Consider the following 18,535-nt stretch of genomic DNA (forward strand, 5'->3'; position numbering starts at 1 on the left):
CGTGTACGAAATTGTTATCAGCCTTTACACGCTGGGCGTGGCCGTGATGAGCCTGTTCAACGATAAGGTAAAGAAGATGTGGCGGGGCGAGCGTGAGGCCTTCAGAGTGCTAAGGAACAGCGTTGACCCCGGCTCACGCTATGTGTGGTTCCATGCGGCGTCGCTCGGAGAGTTTGAGCAGGGCCGCCCCATCATGGAGCGCCTGCGCCGCGAGCATCCCGAGCTTAAGATTCTTCTTACATTCTTCTCGCCCTCAGGATATGAGGTCAGAAAGAACTATGAGGGAGCCGACATAATATGTTACCTGCCGCTCGACACATATTTCAATGCGCGCAGATTCCTTAATCTGGTGCATCCCGAAGTGGCTTTCTTCATCAAGTATGAGTTCTGGTGGAACTATCTGCACATACTGAAGCGCCGCAATGTGCCTGTCTACAGCGTGAGCAGCATATTCAGGCCCAATCAGGTGTTCTTCCGCTGGTATGGCCGCACCTACAGCAATGTGCTTAAGTGCTTCACACGTTTCTTCGTTCAGAACGAAGTCAGCAGGCAGCTGTTAGCCAAGCTCGGCATCACTGATGTTGAGATTACGGGCGACACACGTTTCGACCGTGTGCTGCAGATAAAGAGCCAGGCCAAGAGTCTGCCTATAGTTGAGGCCTTCAGACAAGACTATAAAGTGTTTGTGGCCGGAAGCAGCTGGCCTCCCGATGAGGACATCTTCATCAAATATTTCAACGGCCGCGACGACTGGAAGCTTATTATTGCCCCGCACGTTATCGGCGAGGACCATCTTCAGCAGATATTGTCTAAGCTGAAGGGCAAGGCCGTGAGGTATACCGAGGCCACTCCTGAGAGCGTTGCCGATGCAAAGATTCTCATTATCGACTGTTTCGGTCTGCTCTCCAGCATTTATGGCTACGGCCATGTGTCGTATGTTGGCGGCGGTTTCGGTGTCGGCATACACAATGTGCTCGAGGCGGCGGTATGGAACATACCGGTGATATTCGGTCCTAACAACGAGCGTTTCCAGGAAGCGCAAGACCTGCTCGCATCGGGCGGCGGCCGTCAGATTGACGGCTATCAGCAGTTTGAGAGCCTGATGAACGGCTATATAGCCGACGACAGCCTCCGCAAGGCAGACGGCGACAAGGCTGCGCAATATGTAAGCAGCAAGGCCGGAGCAACGGGAAAGATACTCTCGGCAGTTAATTTCTGATTTTTTTGTTGGCTAATGAATATAAGGACACAGCGCGCCTGCCGTTCACACGGCGACGCGCTGTTGTCTTTTTGTGTTTTTCTTTGTATGTGATGTAAGGTCTTTTATATTTTCAGCCGCAGTCTTTCTGCTGCTTTGACCTGTACATTTTCCCGAGATATATGATGAAGTCAGGCATGCAGTATCCGTTTTTCATCTTATAGGTCTTCTGTCAAACGAGTACATGTTTCTTCTGTATTCGCTTGGCGACATGCCAGTCTGCGACTTTACAAACTTTCCGAAGAATGATATGTTAGGAAAGTTCATCGTGTCCGAAATTTCCTTTATTGTCATGTTTGAATATCTCAGTCTCTTTATTATCGCGTCAATGGTAAACTGGTGAATCCAGCTCAGCGCAGTCCTTCCGCTGACCTTTTTCGACAGCGACGAAAGATATTTGGGCGTTATGCACAGTTTTTCGGCATACGCACTCACCGATCGCTCCATGCCTCCGTTCTCGGCCAGCAGCTCCATGAAGCGCCTGAACAGCAGGTCGCCCTGCCTTATCACCCCGTTGTATATAGTATTGTCTGTGCATGATGCTATAAGTTCGGCCAGTTCATAGAACGCAAACTGAAAGAGCGAGCGCATTATTTCCCTGTGAAACAGCCCGTCCATGCTTTCCAGCTTAAACTGCAACAGACTGTAGAATCTGTTCATCAGTATCTGTTTTTCGCTGTTGAGGCTTATCACGGGGTGATGAGATGCGTATAATACGATGTTCCAAAAGTTTTTGCTGAGGTCAAGACTTCTGAAAAGAGCCTTGCTCGAGAGTCCGAGAATCTTCAGGTCGATGTCGTCTGATGTATTTATGTCGGTTACGAGCGAGTTAGGCAGACATATCATTATATTGCCTTTTTCAAGTCTGTGGTAAGAGTCGTTGATGCAGCACTCAACTCTTCCTCTGGCACAATATATAACTATCAGCAACTCAAGCTTACAGGGGTTGTCCGTGGGGATGTTCTTCAGGCTTTCCATTACCACGATGTCTCCGTCGTAATAGTCGGTCTGGGCTTCGTTGATTATTGATTCGATGTCTACTTTAAGTTCGTTATCTGTCATAAGTTGCGTCAAAATTTGTTCTTCGGGTGCAAAGATAGATATTAACTGAAACAGTGCAACTATCTAAAAGTAGATAATAGTGTTCCTAAATTCTTTGCAGTGTTCATATTCTCCACTTTTGGATTTTTTGTTTAGGAAATAAGAACACAAGAGTAAAAGCCTTTATCCGTAATTTTGCAAAAAAATTTTTGAACAAATACAAAGGAAATGAACAAAGCAAGTTATTTAGCAATCCTTGCGCTGTCGGTGGTGCTTCTTGCATCATGCTCCGGCAAGGAAAAGGCGAGAGAGGTGATGCCGGTTAAGGTGAAGACAGAGAAGGCAGAGCCGGTACCCGTAAGTGGAAGTCAGGAATTTTCGGGCACGGTAGAGGCCTCAGACGATGCCGCTCTAAGTTTTGCTTCGGGCGGAACCGTAACAAAGGTATATGTGTCTGTGGGCGATATGGTAAAGAAAGGTGCCCTCATAGCCGAGGTTGATCCTGTCAGCGTGCGCAATGCCTACAATGCAGCCAAGGCCGTGAGAGAGCAGGCTGAGGATGCCTTCAGGCGCATGAAGCAGCTGCACGACGAGGGAAGCCTTACCGAGATGCAGTGGATTGAAGTGCAGAGCAAGCTGCGCCAGGCTGTGTCAACCGAGAACATTGCCCGCAAGAGTCTGACTGACTGCCGTCTTTATGCCCCATACAGCGGATACGTGGCCGAGAAACTTGTCGAGGCAGGACAGAACGCCGCCCCCGGCATGCCCGTGATAAAGCTGGTAAGTATTAATAAGGTGAAGATAAAGATTGCCGTGCCCGAAGACGAGATGTCTGGCATAAAAGTCGGTCAGAGCGCCCTCGTGCGCGTGCCGGCACTGCAGAACATGAGCTGCAGCGGCCGCGTGGCCGAGAAGGGTGTGGCTGCCGACCCGCTGTCGCGCTCTTACGAGGTGAAGATAGAAGTGTCTAACTCTGGCCATAAACTGCTGCCGGGCATGGTGTGTGAAGCCTATGTGGGCGACAATCTTTCAGCCACGGCCGTGGCCCTGCCTGCCAATGTGATACTGATAGACACCGACAACCGCACCTTTGTGTGGACTGCCGTAGGCGGAAAGGCTCACAAGACTTATGTGGAGGTGGGCGAGAGCGTAGGCAGCCGCGTGGTGATTAACAGCGGAATAAGCGCCGGCGACAAGGTCATTGTCGGCGGACAGCAGAAGGTCAGCGAGGGAACTAAAATAGCAGAACTATGACAAAGAAGAAAAGAAACATCGTAGAGTGGGCCATGCACTATCGCCAGATAGTGATAATGGTGGCATGCTGTCTCGTGGCCTTCGGCGTATACGGTCTGGCTGACATGAACAAGAACGAGTTTCCCGACTTCACGGTGCGCCAGGGTGTGGTTGTAGCCGTCTATCCGGGCGTGTCGGCACAGGACGTTGAGGAACAGCTCACAAAGCCGCTCGAAAACTACATATTCTCATATAAGGAAGTAAAGAAAGAGAAGACCAAGTCGTACAGCCGCAACGGCATGGCCATAATACAGATAGAGCTTAACGATGATGTGTCGGGCACCGACAAGGACAACTTCTGGAGCAAGTTCAAGCACGGCATCAACACGTTCAAGGCTCAGCTGCCTTCAGGTGTGCTTGCGCTCATGGTTCAGGACGACTTCGGCGACACGTCGGCCCTGCTCATAACCATGGAGAGCAAGGACAAGACCTACCGCGAGCTCAACGACTATATGGACGACCTGAAAGACAGGCTGCGCCGCATTGAGAGCATCGGCCGCATGAACGTATTGGGAATGCAGAAGGAGCAGATATCAATATATCTCGACAGCGACAAGATGTCCCACTACGGCATAGGCTCCAACACCATTGCCGCCAGCCTCTTTGCCAAGGGCTTCGTTACCACTGCCGGCACGCAGAAGGGCAACGGCTACGACAGTCCGATACAGGTGGAGCGCTCGCTCAACGTGGTGGGCGATGTTGAGCAGCTCGTTGTCTACTCCGATCCGTCAGGCAACGTGGTACGTCTGAAGGACGTTGCCAAGATAAGGCGCGAGTATCCCCAGCCGTCGTCGTATGTAACCAACAACGGACAGAAGTGTCTTGTGCTGAGTGTGGAGATGAAGAAGGGCCGCAGCATAACGGCCATGGGAGCTGACATCGAAAAGGTGATGGACGAGTTTAAGTCGACATTGCCGTCAGACGTAACCATCTTTACTATAACGGACCAGACCAAAGTGGTAAACGACAGCGTCGTAAACTTCCTCCGTGAGCTTCTCATTGCCATAGCAGCCGTCGTAATAGTGATAATGCTGTTCTTGCCGATGCGCGTCGCTCTTGTGGCGGCGTCCACCATCCCTATCTCTATTTTCATCTCATTAGGTTTGTTCTATGCGTTCGGCATAGAGCTCAACACGGTTACGCTGGCTGCTCTTATTGTTACGCTTGGCATGATTGTCGACAACTCCATCGTGATAATCGACAGCTACATGGAGATGCTTGCCGAGGGCAAATCGCGCTGGACGGCATCTATCAGCAGTGCCACCCATTTCTTCAAGTCGATATTTTCGGCCACGCTTGCCATAAGCATCACGTTCTTCCCGTTTCTGCTTACTACGAAGGGAATGTATCACGACTTCCTGCTTTATTTCCCGTGGTCCATCACCATCGTGCTGCTCATATCGCTTCTGGTGGCAGAGCTTATAGTGCCGTTCCTGCAGTTCTACTTCATACGCAAGCCTGTTGGCACAGGGGGTAAGAAGAAGTTCTCGTTCCTCGACCTCGTTCAGCGCTATTACGACTGGCTCATAGGCCGCTGCTTTGCCCATCCTTACATCACCGTTTCTGTCGGCGTGGCAAGCATAGTGATTGGTTCAGTCATGGTGTCACAGCTGCCGCAGAAGATGATGCCTACGGCCGAGCGCAACCAGTTTGCCGTTGAGATTTACCTTCCCGACGGCACGTCGCTCAAGCGCACCGCTGCCGTTGCCGACAGTCTGGAGCATATTCTGCGCAAAGACAGCCGCGTGGTGTCGGTGGCATCGTTCAAGGGCACTTCGTCGCCGCGTTTTCATGCAGCCTATGCGCCGCAGTTTGGCGGATCTAACTATACACAGTTTATCGTCAATACGAAGAGTAACCACGATACTGAGACCCTGCTGAAAGACTACCGCATGAAGTATGCCACACACTTCCCCGACGCTTATGTGAGGTTTAAGCAGCTGTCTTATTCGCAGGATGCCAATCCTGTTGAGCTAAGGCTTACGGGCGATGACTGGCAGCAGCTTAAGTCGGTTGCTGACTCCGTAACGCGCCTGTGGCGTAACAATCCTTACCTAATGCTTGTGCGCAACGACGTCAATGAGCCTCTGCTGACCACCGACGTAGTGCTCGACGAAACCAAGGCCGGCCGCATGGGCGTAACCAACGCCATGGTTGAGGCCACGCTCGCCACGCGCTATAACAGCAGCGGCATAAGTCTCGGCACGATATGGGACGGCGACTATAACTACGGCGTATGCCTTAAAGGCACTAATGCCGACTCGTCTGCTATCCGTGACGTTGCCGACGAGCTTATACCCGTCAGCGGCGGACTCTCCGTGGTGCCCTTGCGTCAGATAGCCGATATTAAGCCTGTATGGGCTGACAGTCAGATAGCCCACCGCAACGGCCTGCGCACCATCACCGTGATGGCAGATGTTGTCAACGATAAGAATGTAATGGAGCTGACCACCGAACTGCAGAAAAACTTCGACACGTCGCGCCTTCCTTCTGGCGTTACGGCCGAGTGGGGCGGCGAGTATGCCGAGTCGCAGGAGTCGCTGCCGCAGATTCTGTCGGCTCTTGCCGTGGCTGTGGTCATCATCTTCTTCATTCTTGTATGGCACTTCCACCGCATCAACACCGCCGTCCTGCTGCTCGTGTCGCTTGCCATGACAATATTTGGTACGAGCTTGGGTGTTGTTATTTCAGGCGTAACGTTCAGTCTTACGTGCTTCCTCGGCATAATCAGCCTGATGGGTATATTGGTGCGCAACGCCATAATAATGTATGACTATGCCGAAGAGCTGCGCGAAAAGGAGAAACTGACCGCCCACGAGGCCATCTTCCTTTCGGCCAAGCGTCGTATGCGTCCCATCTTCCTTACCTCGGCGGCTGCCTCAATGGGTGTCATCCCGATGATTCTCGGCGGCAGCGGTCTGTGGATGCCCATGGGTTCTGTTATATGTTACGGCACGCTGGTTACGATGCTGCTCATACTCACCGTGCTGCCCGTGGCCTACTGGCTGATGATGAGCGGATCGACAAAGCGCCGTGAGGCAGGACTGAAACTTGAAAATGAATGATAAAAGTAAAAATAAGAAAGTGTTATGAACAATGATATAAAACTAATCGGGCGCGCCCTCTGCGGTCTGCTTGCCGTTCTTAGTCCGGCAGCTGTGCAGGCTCAGACGGGCCTCACGCCCGAGATGTGCCGCAGCATGGCCGTGAGCCATAATGCCAAGATGGTCAACGCCAAGAACGCAGTGGCTGAGGCAGAGCAGACAAAGAAAGAGGCCTTCACCAACTATTTTCCCATTGTCAGTGCCACCGGCATGGGCTTCAATGCCGACAAGGGCATGGCCAAGATGCAGCTTCAGCCCGACATGGCCATGGAGATGTGCAAAAACGGACTCATGGGAGGCGTTACGGCAGTTCAGCCCCTGTTTGCCGGCGGACAGATTGTCAACGGCAACAAGCTTGCCGGACTTGGCGTTGATGTTAGCAAGCTGCAGCTCGAGAAGTCGGAAAACGACGTGGAACTTACAGCCGAACAGTATTTCTGGCAGCTCGTGGCTCTTAACGAAAAACTCAACACGCTGCACGTGGCCGACACCATGCTCACGCGCATTTATCGTGATGTGAACAACTCGGTCAATGCCGGCGTGGCGCTGAAGAACGACCTGCTGCAGGTGCAGCTCGAGAAGAACGACAACATGAGCAACCGCGTAAGCCTTGAGGGCAACATCGCTGTGGCAAGAATGCTGCTCGCGCAATATCTCGGACTCGAGGACAGCAGCTTTGTCCTCGTGTCAGACATCAGGGTGGGCGAGATGCCCGAGTCGCCCGCCTCGCTGAAGAGCGACCACCGGTCGGCATTGCAGCTTACGCCCGAATACCGCCTGCTCGAAAAGAACGTTGAGGCTACGAGGCTGAAGCAGAAGCTCGACGTGGGCAAGAACATGCCTACGGTGAGCGTAGGCGCCGGATATATGTATCACGATCTGCTCGACTGCAGCCGCTCGTTCGGCGTAGTGTTTGCCACGGTCAACGTGCCGCTGTCGGCATGGTGGGGCGGAAGCCACGCCATAAAGCGCCGCAAGATGGAGGTTGCCGACGCGCAGACCGAGCTTACGGACAAGTCGCAGCTGCTCGTCATCGGCATGCAGAAGGCATGGAACGACCTCAACACGGCCTACACCCAGCTGGGCATAGCCTGCAAGTCGATAGAGCAGGCTGCCGAAAACCTGAGGCTCAACAACAGCTACTATCGCGCCGGAACCGCCACCATGACCGACCTGCTGAAGGCTCAGACGCAATACACGCAGAGCCGCGACCGCTTCGTTGAAACTTATTGCAATTATAAAATACTGACTCTTCAATATCTTCAGTTAACAGGTAGATAGTATTGTTTTGACTTGCGCCCGGAGAGAAATCTTCGGGCGTGTTTTTTTTGCCTGTCAGTTGTGCATGTTTTACCGAAAATATTACCATTATCCCGTTTTTCGTGCTGCTGCCGTGCCGTAAGTGCGGCGAAAGATGTAACTTTGCAGCCATACTTAAAACAATGAAAACAATGTGGTTTGTTCTTTTCTTCGTGCTGCCGTTCGTCGGCCTTGCCTATGTTCTGTGGCATGTGTGGTGTCTCCTGCCGCTGTCGGCGGGCTGGCGCTGGGCCGTGGTGGGCGTTGGTCTGGCGGCATTTCTCACCCTGTTTCTTAACTTTTCGCGTGCCATCGACGGCCTTCCCCTCAATCTGGCTTCGGCATGTTACGAGGTGGGCAACTCCTCCATATTCATCCTTCTTTATCTCGTCATCGCCTTTCTGCTGCTCGACCTCGGGCGGCTTCTGCACATAGTGCCGCGCTCATGGCTCTATTCCAACTGCATCGTGTCCACGGTGCTGTTTGCCGTCGTAGCGCTTGTGTTCATTGCCGGCAACATTCATTATAACAACAAGGTGCGTCATACCATACAACTCACCACCGACAAGCATCTCGGACTTCCCGTCAAGGTGGTCATGATGAGCGACCTTCATCTCGGTTATCACAACCGCCGCAAGGAGCTGGCGCGCTGGGTGGACATGATTAACGCCGAGCATGCCGACCTTATCCTTATTGCCGGCGACATGATAGACATCAGCATGCGTCCGCTCATCGAGGAGAACATGGCGTCAGAGCTGCGCCGTCTCAACGCTCCGGTGTATGCCTGTCTTGGCAATCATGAGTATTACAGCGGCGAGCCGCAGGCGCAGAAGTTCTTTGCCGACGCCGGCATAACGCTGTTGCGCGACAGCATAGCAAACGTAGGGCAACTGTGCATCATTGGCCGCGACGACCGCACCAACCCGCGCCGCCGCAGCGTGGCGGAGCTTATGCGCTGTGCAGACAGAAGCAGATACACCATTCTGCTCGACCATCAGCCCTATCATCTCGACCGCTCCGAGCGTGCCGGCGTTGACTTTCAGCTTAGCGGCCACACCCATCGCGGACAGCTATGGCCCATATCGTGGATAACCGACCGCATCTACGAGTGCTCTTACGGTCCGTGGCAACGCGGCAACACGCAATATTATGTAAGTTCGGGCCTTGGCATCTGGGGCGGCAAGTTCCGCATAGGCACCTGTTCAGAGTATGTTGTGGCCACGATAACGGGGCGCAAATAGCCGTCGTCAGAAAAAGCCCCTGAAAATCGTAACATTTTATATGATTTTTTCTTTCAGATTAAATATTTAAACTTTAAAATAAGCCTATTTATTAAGAAATATTTACCGATTTACTTTCGAACTGTTAGTGGCCGAGTTACGCATCGTAACTCGGCCACTTTTTATGCAAAAGTGGCCCACTTTTCAAGCCTAACTCATAGCCTTTTTTCAAGGATTCTGATGGAATAGGAAAGACGGAATGTGATATAAAGGATAAAGGGACGGTTTTTGTGTTATTGAAGGGGAGGTTACAAGGCAAATGACTTGTTGTTTTTTTAAAAGGGTATATATTATTGGAAGTTATCGGATCACAGATTAGCTTCGCTGACTTTCAGTTCTAATATTTAATTCCGGCAGATTTTTCGCTACGCTCAACAACTCGTGCAAATCAGCCGGCACATTAGTCTTGTTGGTATTTATGGAAGTAATAAGGCAACAAAGCTAATGTTCTGTCAGATTTGCACGAGTTGTTGAGCGCAGCGAAAAATCTGACAGCGATGAATATAAGGATCTGCGATCCGCAACTCATACATTAATAAGATGACGTAATAACGGCTTGAAATTAATTTTACTGATTATTATTCTTGTTGGTGAATATCTGTAAAAGCGGAAGCTAAAAATATTTTTAGCTTGTATTATCTAACTTCGAAATTTGTTGTATATTTGCTTTTTAGATAAATCATGCATTACAATATTTTAAATGGTACCTATGGAAGAGATTATTAATGGGATGAAATACTATATGCCAAACAATTTAACCTTGGAACAAAAGGCTATTTATGTACACATAATAGACTGGAAACGCAAAAACATAACGATGGATAGAGGTTTGTATAGAGGACATGAATACGATGCCCTTTTCCCGGAAAATTCAGAGGTTCCTCAAATGATGTATAAACCAATTATCCCATACTTGCAGGAAATGCAAAAGGGATATTTTGCTTTTAAGCCTCATAAGTTTGCCTGGCATGCCGTAAGTTCTCAAACGGCTTGTATAAATCTTTTCATGCCTATGCTCCTTTCAGAGGAAGCTGATAATATATTGCCGCTTATTCCCGGATGCCCTTCCGACTTTAAGAAGATAGCAAGAGACAGATTGCATCATGGATTTTGTTTTGAATATTGGGGACAGGATATTCAGTCAGGTAAAGGTGTCCTTAACGACCACTCCAATGGAGCAGGAACAGATGCAGACGTGGCTATTGCCTATTATGACAAAGAAGATAATTTGTGCCTGTGGCTTATCGAGCATAAACTTAGCGAGAAGGAGTTTACTACATGTGGCGCATATAAAAGTAAAGCAAATGAACATAAAGATAATTGCACTCAATGTATTCTCGCAAGCATATTAAATGAGCCTGAAAAATGCCATTATCACATGATAGGCTATAAATATTGGGAGATTCTGAAGAAACATCGGGATAAATATCAAGGTTCGGTAGATATCAAAGGTTGTCCGTTTAGGGATGGACTTAATCAGCTTTGGCGTAATCAGATGCTTGCTTTCGCCTTGCAGGACACAGGAACATATAAAGCAGTGACTTTCTCAGTATGCCATCATGCCAATAATACGCATCTGAACAACTCGATAAATACATATAAGGCATTAATCAACGGAAATAAGATGTTCAATTCTTTCACCAACTATGATGTGTTGAATGCTGTAAACACGCAAGATTCTAAGTTGCAGGAATGGATGCAATGGTATAAAGATGTGTATTGCTTTTAACACGAAACTCTGGCATTATGGTGCCGTAGCTTTGTATCAGTTCGTTTATGGACGAACTGAAACTGCGCGAAAATACAAAAGGTAATAAATAAATTGGTAAACAATTAATATTTATGGTGTTTGTTATTTCAAAACATCAGCGGATCACAGATCCTGATATTTAATTCCGGCAGATTACAAATCTGCCGGCACATTAGTCTTGTTGGTATTTATGAATCTAATGAAGCAACTAAGCTAATGTTTTGTCAGATTTATAATCTGACAGCATGGAATATAAGAATCTGCGATCCGCAGCTTGTCAACAAAAAGGTTTTAGTCTTGTTGTTTTGTTCGATATGCCTTTCGGCTGTATCTTCTTACAGCTTGCTCATAAACTTTTCGCGGTCAACGATGAAGCGCAGGTGAGTGCCTTCGCCTATCACGGCGTCGCCCTGCATGGCTTTGACGGTGAAATACAGTTTGCGGCCGTCTACCTTTGTCAGCATGGCTTCTGCCTTGACCTCAGCTCCTAATGGCGTAGGCTTCAGGTGTGATGACTCTATGTGTCCGCCTACGGTGGTGCTGCCTTCGGGCAGTTCAGGGGCAACTGCCAACATTGCGGCGTTCTCCATCAGCGCCATCATGGCCGGCGTAGCCAACACGGGCATGTCGCCCGAACCCATGGCCTTGGCGGTGAGAGCTTCGGTCACCGTCAGGCTGCTTGTGTGTGTAAGTCCTGTTTCCAGCATAATATTTATAGATGATTTTATTTTCAATGTTCAAAAATACATAATCTTTACTTTACGTGCAAGCTATTAAGTGCCGATTTTTTGTTTTGCAATATAAAATAAACTAACTTTGCATCGTGAACATAAAAAAGATAATAACATTATGGCATTAATAAAATCAATAAAAGGTCTGACACCCAAATGGGGCAAGGACTGCTATTTCAGCGAGAACGCCACTGTTGTTGGCGAGGTTAACATGGGCGACGAGTGCTCAATATGGTTTAACGCCGTTGTGCGCGGAGACGTGGCTCCCGTAACCATAGGCAACCGTGTAAACGTGCAGGACGGTGCCTGCGTGCATGTTACCAACACCACCGGTCCGGTTGTTATTGAAGACGACGTGAGCATAGGCCACAACGCCACCGTGCATGCCTGCACGATACGCCGCGGAGCGTTGATAGGCATGGGCGCAACGGTGCTCGACAATGCCGAAGTGGGCGAGGGCGCAATAGTAGCTGCCGGCGCACTGGTGCTGCAGGGCACAAAGATTGGTCAGCACGAGATATGGGGCGGAGTGCCTGCCAAGTTTATCAAGAAGACACGTCCCGACCAGGCAGAGAGCTTTGCCAAGCATTATGTGGAATACTCTAAGTGGTATCTTGAGGAAGAATAATTAAGTTGTGGCCGACGGCAGACAGCCGTGTGCCGGACGATACTTTTTCGACATAGAGTCAGCGCGGCATGCCGGTAAGGTCATTATTGCTATAACGCACAAAAAAAGTGACGCCCCGCAGGAATCATTCCTGCGGGGCGTCGTTGTCTTATAGGGTCTTTAAATCTAGGAATTAATAGTCTGTGTTCTGAGGGTCAAAGTTAGTCCATCCGTCGAGCCATGTGTCGCCTGCAGCGAAAGCTCCGATGTAAGAAACCTGGTCGAAACCGCTCAGCAGAGAGTTTGTGAATGCTGCAGCGCTGAGCAGCGGGCTGCCTGATGTCGGGATATATCCTGTTGTGTCGAACCAGCCTGTAGCAGCCTCATAGAACTTGTTGCCGCTCTGAGCCTTGAAGAATGTGCTTGAGAATGAAGGCTGAGATTCGTCAACCTGTTTTGTCTCGTAGTTGTAGAGGCCGTCTACATAAATCTTGTTGAAGTCAGTACCAACGGCGTTGACATTAGCCAGCCAGATGTTCTCGAGCTTCAGGTTGCCTGCTGTTGCTGCGCCCTGTGTGTCGCCCTTCTCGTTGTCGATGATGATACCGATAGGCCAGCCTATTGCAACAGAATTGAAGCAGTTGAGGTGAGTGTCGCGGCGAATGTGCATTGCAGCCTGGAACTTGCCGAGGCTTGAGCCGTTGTTGGGATAGTAGCTGCCGCCGTTGATGTAAGAAGCGTCGTTTACGAACGAAGCGTCTGTAGCCATCGGGCCTACGAGTGTCATGTTAGAGAATACGGCAGATGTGTGAGGCTCGCTGTTAGAACCGTCGGCGTTGTTGTCGCTCTCGAAGCTGTTGCTCTGTGATACGTCGGCAATCTTAGAGTCGCGTACTGACAGACCGAACTGAACTTTTCCGCTGAATCCGTTGTCTGTGTCGAAGTCGTCGTCCCAGCCTTTGTATGCTACAAGATATTTGCAGTTTACTGTTCCGCCGAACCATTCATAAGAGTCGTCGTTGGTATATGACACCTGTACGTGGTCGATCTTTGTGCCGCTTCCTACAGAACCGAGTGTAAGACCGTTGATCTCCTGGTCAGTCTGGAAAGGATAGCCTGCAAACTCGATGCGCACGTAGCTCAGCACGCCAGAGTTGTCGGCGTCGTCGTTGCCTCCGTGCTTGGTGCGCGGACCACCTTCAATCTGCATTTCGCTCTTGTTGTTCTTAGCCTTACCGCAGAGGATGATGCCACCCCAGTCGCCCGGACGGCGGTTGCCTTTAGCCTCTTCTGATGTAAACACGATAGGTTCTGTTGCTGTTCCCTGTGCGATGAGCTTACCGCCGCGTTCAGCTATGAGCGAAGCCTTTGTCTGCTTGTCGCCCTTGATTACGGTTCCCGGCTCTATTGTAAGCTCGGCTCCGTCGGCTATGTAAACCCATCCTTTCAGGATATATGTGCCTTTCTTGATAGTCTGCTTTCCTGTGAAAACAAACTCCTGGTCACCGTTTCCGATCTGTGTACCGTTGTCGTTTACGTTGGCGTCGCCGTCTGCCGTGAACAGCAGGTGGTCGCAGGCCTTGATACCGCCGTTGGTGGTCCAGTTGACACCGCTCTGTGTAGTGCCTGAATTGTCGTCGTCGCTGCAAGAGCTCATTGTGAGCGCCATTGCCATGATGCCTAAGCATCCGTAAAGTTTAAACTTGTCCATTTTCATCTTTTTGTTAAACATCTTATAGTGAATAATTTTTTATTTTTCTTTTATGGGAGTAATATGACTGATGGGAGTGATGGGGCAGATGTTCCGCCTTATCCCTTTATCAGAACTTATACACGGCGCTCACTCCTATGTTGCGGCCGGGCTTGTATACTCTTGTTATCTGCTCTACCTCGCGGCTTGTTCCGTTTGAGTAGTGAACGTCGGCAAACTGCTTGTAGTAGACTTTCTGTGCCAGCAGGTCGCGTATGCTTAGCTTCACTTCCCAGTGCTTGCCGAATTTCTTCGATGCCGAGAGGTCTATCACGTCGCGGGGCATCTCGTAGCTGTCGGGCACTCTCAGAGTCTCGTTGCCGCTTGTTGTTCCTTCGCTGCGTCCTACTCCGATTATTCGTTTGCCTATGCGGTTGTATAGCAGTGCTATGTCAAGCTGCATCTTGTCGTTCTTGTAGAATATTCCGGTGTTTACGAGGTAAGGCGACTGACCCTGCATGGGGCGGTTCTCCTCCTTTGAGCCTTCTTCAAACTTCACGCGGCTCTTAATCAGCGCTCCGTTGAACGACCAGCTGAAGCCGGGCAGGCCTATGAACGAGAGATCCTTGCGTATGTCGAGCTCTATACCGTAGTTGTTGGCGCGCTTAGCGTTCATGTAAGAATACACAAGACTTGTTCCGCCCGTAACGGTGTAGGTCCACTCGATAGGTGAGTCGAAGTATTTGTAGAATGCCGCTATTGAGATAAGCTCGCCCTTAGAGGGATAGAACTCGTAGCGGAAGTCGACGTTCTGTATGTAGCATGGCTTCAGGTCGGTGTTACCCTGCACGTCTGATGCCAGGTCGAAGTCGTAGAACACTGAGGGCGACACCTCGCGGAATTCAGGACGGTTGACCGTCTTGCCGTATGACAGACGCAGCTGGTGCTTGTCGTTAATCTTGTAGGTGGTGTTCACCGAGGGGAACAGGTCGCTGTACTCATAGTTGTGGCTGAAGGGGCTCTCGGCGTTGTCGCGTGTGTTTGTTATCAGCTCCATGTGGTCATATTCGTAGCGCAGTCCGGCGTAGATGTTCAGTTTGCCGAGCGGAATGTTGGCTGCGAAATATCCGGCTCCGAGATAGTTGTTGCCCTTATAGTTGTTGCGCATGTGCTGTTCCTCGAGCAGATACAGGCGGTCGGCACCGAAGTAGCTCTCGTCGCTGAGCATCTCCGACAGGTCGTTCTGGCGGAATCCGTCGGGCAGCGTGTTGCTGGCAGCGTTCCAGTTGTAGATAAAGTCGCGGGGGGTGTACTTACGTGTGCGGTATTCGCCGTAGGCTCCAAACTTGAGCGACGGTGTGAACGATCCGAACTTGAATTCGTGCTTGTCGTTCACTGCTGCCGAAACGATGTGCTCGTCGAGCTTTGTCCATTCGCGCGATATGTCGTTGGGGCTTGTCAGCTGCATCACTCCCGGCTCCAGTGCGTCGTTGATGAGATAGCGGCGGCGGTCGGGCACGTTGCGGTTGGCATAAGAGTAGCTTGCGCTCCAGTCGAGCTCATCCAGCGCAAAGGTGTGCTTTCCGGTTATCTGTCCGTTGTATGTGGTGCGGCTGCGGTAGTAATATTCAGCCGAGTTTTCGTTGTCCGACTGTGCGCTCAGTCCCTCGCGCCATGTGTAGCGGTCGTTGCCAATCTGGTTGAAGATGTTCTTCAGCTGATACTTGCTGTTGCCGTCGGCAGAAAGAAGAGTGAAGTTGAGCATGGCTCCCAGTCGCACGTTGTGGTTATACTGGTCGTCTACAGAGTAGCGCAGATAGTTCGACTGGTCTTTGTCGGCATCATATACGCCGTAGAGGTTGTTCTGCATGTCTTCATACTTGCGGTATTCGTTGCTGTAGTTGAAGGCTGCAATCATTCCGAGCTGGCGGTCGCCCAGTTTCCAGCGGCGTCCCAGCGAGCCCGACAGCTTCAGGTCGCCCAGCGGACTCATCGTCCTTACGCGCCAGTCGTTGTTAAGACCGTTGTTCAGCAGGTCGACACCGTTGCCGGCAATGCTGTTCATCGTGGCGTTTATGCCGCCGTTGAGTCCGCGCATGCCGCTGTCGAAACCGAGGAAGTCGGTGCCCGAACCCTTGGCATACTTGAAGTCGGAGAATGAAGAAATGTCGTTCCAGTTGCCGCCGACAGACAGCTCGGCTGTGTTTTCCGCCGGAATGTCCTTCGTCGTTATGGTGATGAATCCGCCGGTGTAGTCAGCCGGATATTCGGGCGACGGCGTCTTCACAATCTGCATGTTGTCTATCTGTGAACTTGGAATAAGGTCGAACGAGAAAGCCCTTGAGTCGGCTTCCGAGCTAGGCACGGCTCCGCCGTTGATCCAAACGTTGTTGTAGCGCTGCGAGAGTCCGCGCACCATGACAAACTTGTCGTCGATGAGGCTCACGCCCGGCACTCGGCGTATCACCTCTCCTGCGTTAGTGTCCTGTGTCTTTGTTATTTCCTGTGCCGATACGTTGCTCACTATGACGGGACTGCTCTTGGTCATCTGTATTACCGCGATCTCCGTATTCTTCCTAGCCACGCCGGTAACCGTAACCTCCTTCAGCGTCTGTTCGTCGGGTGTGAGCTTTATCTCTAACACCTGTGGCTGAGCTTCAGCCCGAACCCCGTCAATTTTTTTAGTCTTGTAAGAGATGTATTTTATGGTTAAAGTATAATTTGCGTTTTCGTCGAGTCCGCTGAACGTGAACAGTCCGTCGATGTCTGTTGCAGCCGCTTTGGCCGTTCCTTCAATCTGCACGGTTGCTCCGATGAGCGCCTCGCCTGTCGTACTGTCTGTAACTTTTCCCTTAATGTCTGCCGCGTATGCTCTGAATGCTGTCAGGATGAATATCAGCGCCACGGCTAATCTTAACCTTTTAATCATACTTTGAAATGCTTTCTATCGTTTACGGCTGCAAAGTTATATGCGGCATGTTGCAATAAGGTTAACGCCATGTTATGAAAGACTGACAAACGTGTTGCAATGGCGTAACGTTTATTTTCATTGTATGACAGCTTCTACGCGGGCATAAATCATTGGCGCAGGAATGAAATAAAAACGCCCTGCCGCCGTTCATATAATATATATGATAACACTACTGCTGGCGGTCGCACTGACGGCCGCGCCATACGACAGCACCTCGGTTGCCGCAGACGACACCATAGCGGCTAAAGACAGACTTAAGGCCGAGGCTTACCGGGCTAAGCGCGAGATAGACAAGATACTCGACATGCGCGACAGCCGGGCGCGGAGCCGTGTTGACACAAGCTATATTGAGCGCACGCCGCAGCGGCTGCGCTTCAGGCTCACGCTCAACGCCTCGGGCTCTGACATACGCACGCGGGGCGTCAACGCTGACGGCAACTTCAATACGGAGATGAAGGCGCAGAACAAATACACCGTAAGTCTCAGCGCCGCTTACCGCGGACTGTCGCTCAGCGTGGCCATGAACCCGGCACATCTTGCGGGCGAGAAGAAAGACTATGAGCTGAACATGAACGCCTACGGCAACAAGTTGGGCGCCGACGTGATATTCCATTCGGCAAAGACTTTCGAGGGCAGTGTCCGCACTCAGCGCGGCGACATCAGCATACCGGCCGGACTGATAAGCCAGAACATGCTGACGCTCAACGCCTATTATGCCTTCAACGGCCGCCGCTTCTCTTATCCAGCCGTGTTCAGCCAGTCGTGGATGCAGAAGCGCAGCTGCGGAAGCCTCATGCTCGGCGCCTCGTTCATGGGCGGAGTGCTCAAGGCGCGCCACGACGACGTTATAGGCAACCCTGAGTCGAGGCTAAGCATACTCTGCGTCGGCTTAGGCGCGGGCTACGGCTACAACCTTGTGCTGCGTCACGGCTGGCTCATACATCTGTCGGCGCTGCCCGAACTTGTGGTCTACAGCCGAAGCAGGCTGACAACAGGCGGCAGCCGCACAAGGATGCCCTACAGGTTTCCCAACATAATAGCCGTGGGACGCATTGCCGTGATCAGGCATTTCGGCCGCTATTTCGCCGGGTTTACCTCTGTCGTAAACACCTCGCAGCTTGGCGACCGCGATGAGCTGCTGCTGAACATCACCAAGTGGCGCGCACGCATCTTTATAGGCATAAAGATTTGAGGCGTGCCCGCAGGATGTGCATAACTCTATACAGACGCTTTCGGCTTTTGGAACGCATCGGACGATGAATCTCGTATATTTTTTTGAACAGAAACTCGTCACTCGTCACATTTGTGTGCAAGACATTGATAGTCAGTCTTTTGTAGTGTGACGAGTTGAAAATCCAACTCGTCACATAAGCGTCGCAAACCTGATGTGTCCTTTCCTAAAATTGGTTGACTTCTAACAAGCCATTCCCTGATTAAAGTTGACTCTGGTTAAACTTATAACTGTTATTGGTTGACTCTACTTTTAATTACTGATTAAAGTTGACTTTTAC

At 50.7% G+C, this 18,535-nt stretch carries 12 protein-coding genes; 8 read left to right on the plus strand and 4 right to left on the minus strand.

Annotated elements, in window-relative coordinates; genetic code table 11:
• Position 1 precedes the first annotated feature (1 nt).
• The gene (locus tag EJL04_RS15705) at positions 2-1,219 is read left to right on the plus strand and encodes a 3-deoxy-D-manno-octulosonic acid transferase (protein WP_125105612.1); all 1,218 of its coding nucleotides are present in this window, start codon (positions 2-4) and stop codon (positions 1,217-1,219) included.
• A 192-nt stretch (positions 1,220-1,411) separates the two neighbouring features.
• On the opposite strand, the gene EJL04_RS15710 is transcribed toward EJL04_RS15705, so the two are convergent.
• On the minus strand, positions 1,412-2,320 hold the full coding sequence (locus tag EJL04_RS15710; RefSeq protein ID WP_053398688.1) for a helix-turn-helix domain-containing protein: 909 nt from the start codon (positions 2,318-2,320) through the stop codon (positions 1,412-1,414).
• A 207-nt stretch (positions 2,321-2,527) separates the two neighbouring features.
• On the opposite strand from EJL04_RS15710, the gene EJL04_RS15715 reads away from it, so the two are divergent.
• The 5 genes from EJL04_RS15715 (at position 2,528) to EJL04_RS15735 (ending at position 11,004) form a co-directional block, all read left to right on the plus strand.
• On the plus strand, positions 2,528-3,553 hold the full coding sequence (locus EJL04_RS15715) for an efflux RND transporter periplasmic adaptor subunit (RefSeq protein ID WP_021853579.1): 1,026 nt from the start codon (positions 2,528-2,530) through the stop codon (positions 3,551-3,553).
• Positions 3,550-6,657, plus strand: a complete 3,108-nt coding sequence (locus EJL04_RS15720; protein ID WP_125105613.1) for an efflux RND transporter permease subunit — start codon at positions 3,550-3,552, stop codon at positions 6,655-6,657. Before EJL04_RS15715 ends, EJL04_RS15720 begins: the two co-directional genes overlap by 4 nt.
• Before the next feature lie 24 nt (positions 6,658-6,681).
• Entirely contained in the window at positions 6,682-7,977 is a 1,296-nt protein-coding gene (locus EJL04_RS15725) for a TolC family protein (RefSeq protein ID WP_021853577.1), read from the plus strand.
• A gap of 161 nt (positions 7,978-8,138) precedes the next feature.
• A complete protein-coding gene (locus tag EJL04_RS15730) occupies positions 8,139-9,236 on the plus strand; it encodes a metallophosphoesterase (RefSeq protein ID WP_206429396.1) in 1,098 nt (365 codons plus the stop codon).
• Between the two features lie 748 nt (positions 9,237-9,984).
• Positions 9,985-11,004 carry a PGN_0703 family putative restriction endonuclease gene (locus EJL04_RS15735; protein WP_125105615.1) on the plus strand — a complete coding sequence of 340 codons (1,020 nt, stop codon included), beginning with the start codon at positions 9,985-9,987 and terminating at the stop codon, positions 11,002-11,004.
• 356 nt (positions 11,005-11,360) lie between these two features.
• Here EJL04_RS15735 and EJL04_RS15740 read toward each other — a convergent pair whose 3' ends face one another.
• Entirely contained in the window at positions 11,361-11,732 is a 372-nt protein-coding gene (locus tag EJL04_RS15740; protein ID WP_125105616.1) for a thioesterase family protein, read from the minus strand.
• Positions 11,733-11,874: 142 nt separating this feature from the next.
• Between EJL04_RS15740 and EJL04_RS15745 the strand changes: the two genes are divergently transcribed.
• Complete coding sequence (locus EJL04_RS15745) at positions 11,875-12,384, plus strand: gamma carbonic anhydrase family protein (RefSeq protein WP_125105617.1); 510 nt, start codon at positions 11,875-11,877, stop codon at positions 12,382-12,384.
• A gap of 172 nt (positions 12,385-12,556) precedes the next feature.
• Here EJL04_RS15745 and EJL04_RS15750 read toward each other — a convergent pair whose 3' ends face one another.
• Complete coding sequence (locus EJL04_RS15750; RefSeq protein ID WP_125105618.1) at positions 12,557-14,074, minus strand: hypothetical protein; 1,518 nt, start codon at positions 14,072-14,074, stop codon at positions 12,557-12,559.
• A gap of 109 nt (positions 14,075-14,183) precedes the next feature.
• The gene (locus EJL04_RS15755; protein ID WP_125105619.1) at positions 14,184-16,982 is read right to left on the minus strand and encodes a TonB-dependent receptor; all 2,799 of its coding nucleotides are present in this window, start codon (positions 16,980-16,982) and stop codon (positions 14,184-14,186) included.
• A gap of 202 nt (positions 16,983-17,184) precedes the next feature.
• On the opposite strand from EJL04_RS15755, the gene EJL04_RS15760 reads away from it, so the two are divergent.
• Entirely contained in the window at positions 17,185-18,216 is a 1,032-nt protein-coding gene (locus EJL04_RS15760; RefSeq protein WP_125105620.1) for a DUF4421 domain-containing protein, read from the plus strand.
• Positions 18,217-18,535 lie beyond the last annotated feature (319 nt).

The organism is Prevotella marseillensis, from assembly GCF_900625065.1.
GTDB classification, from domain to species: domain Bacteria; phylum Bacteroidota; class Bacteroidia; order Bacteroidales; family Bacteroidaceae; genus Prevotella; species Prevotella rara.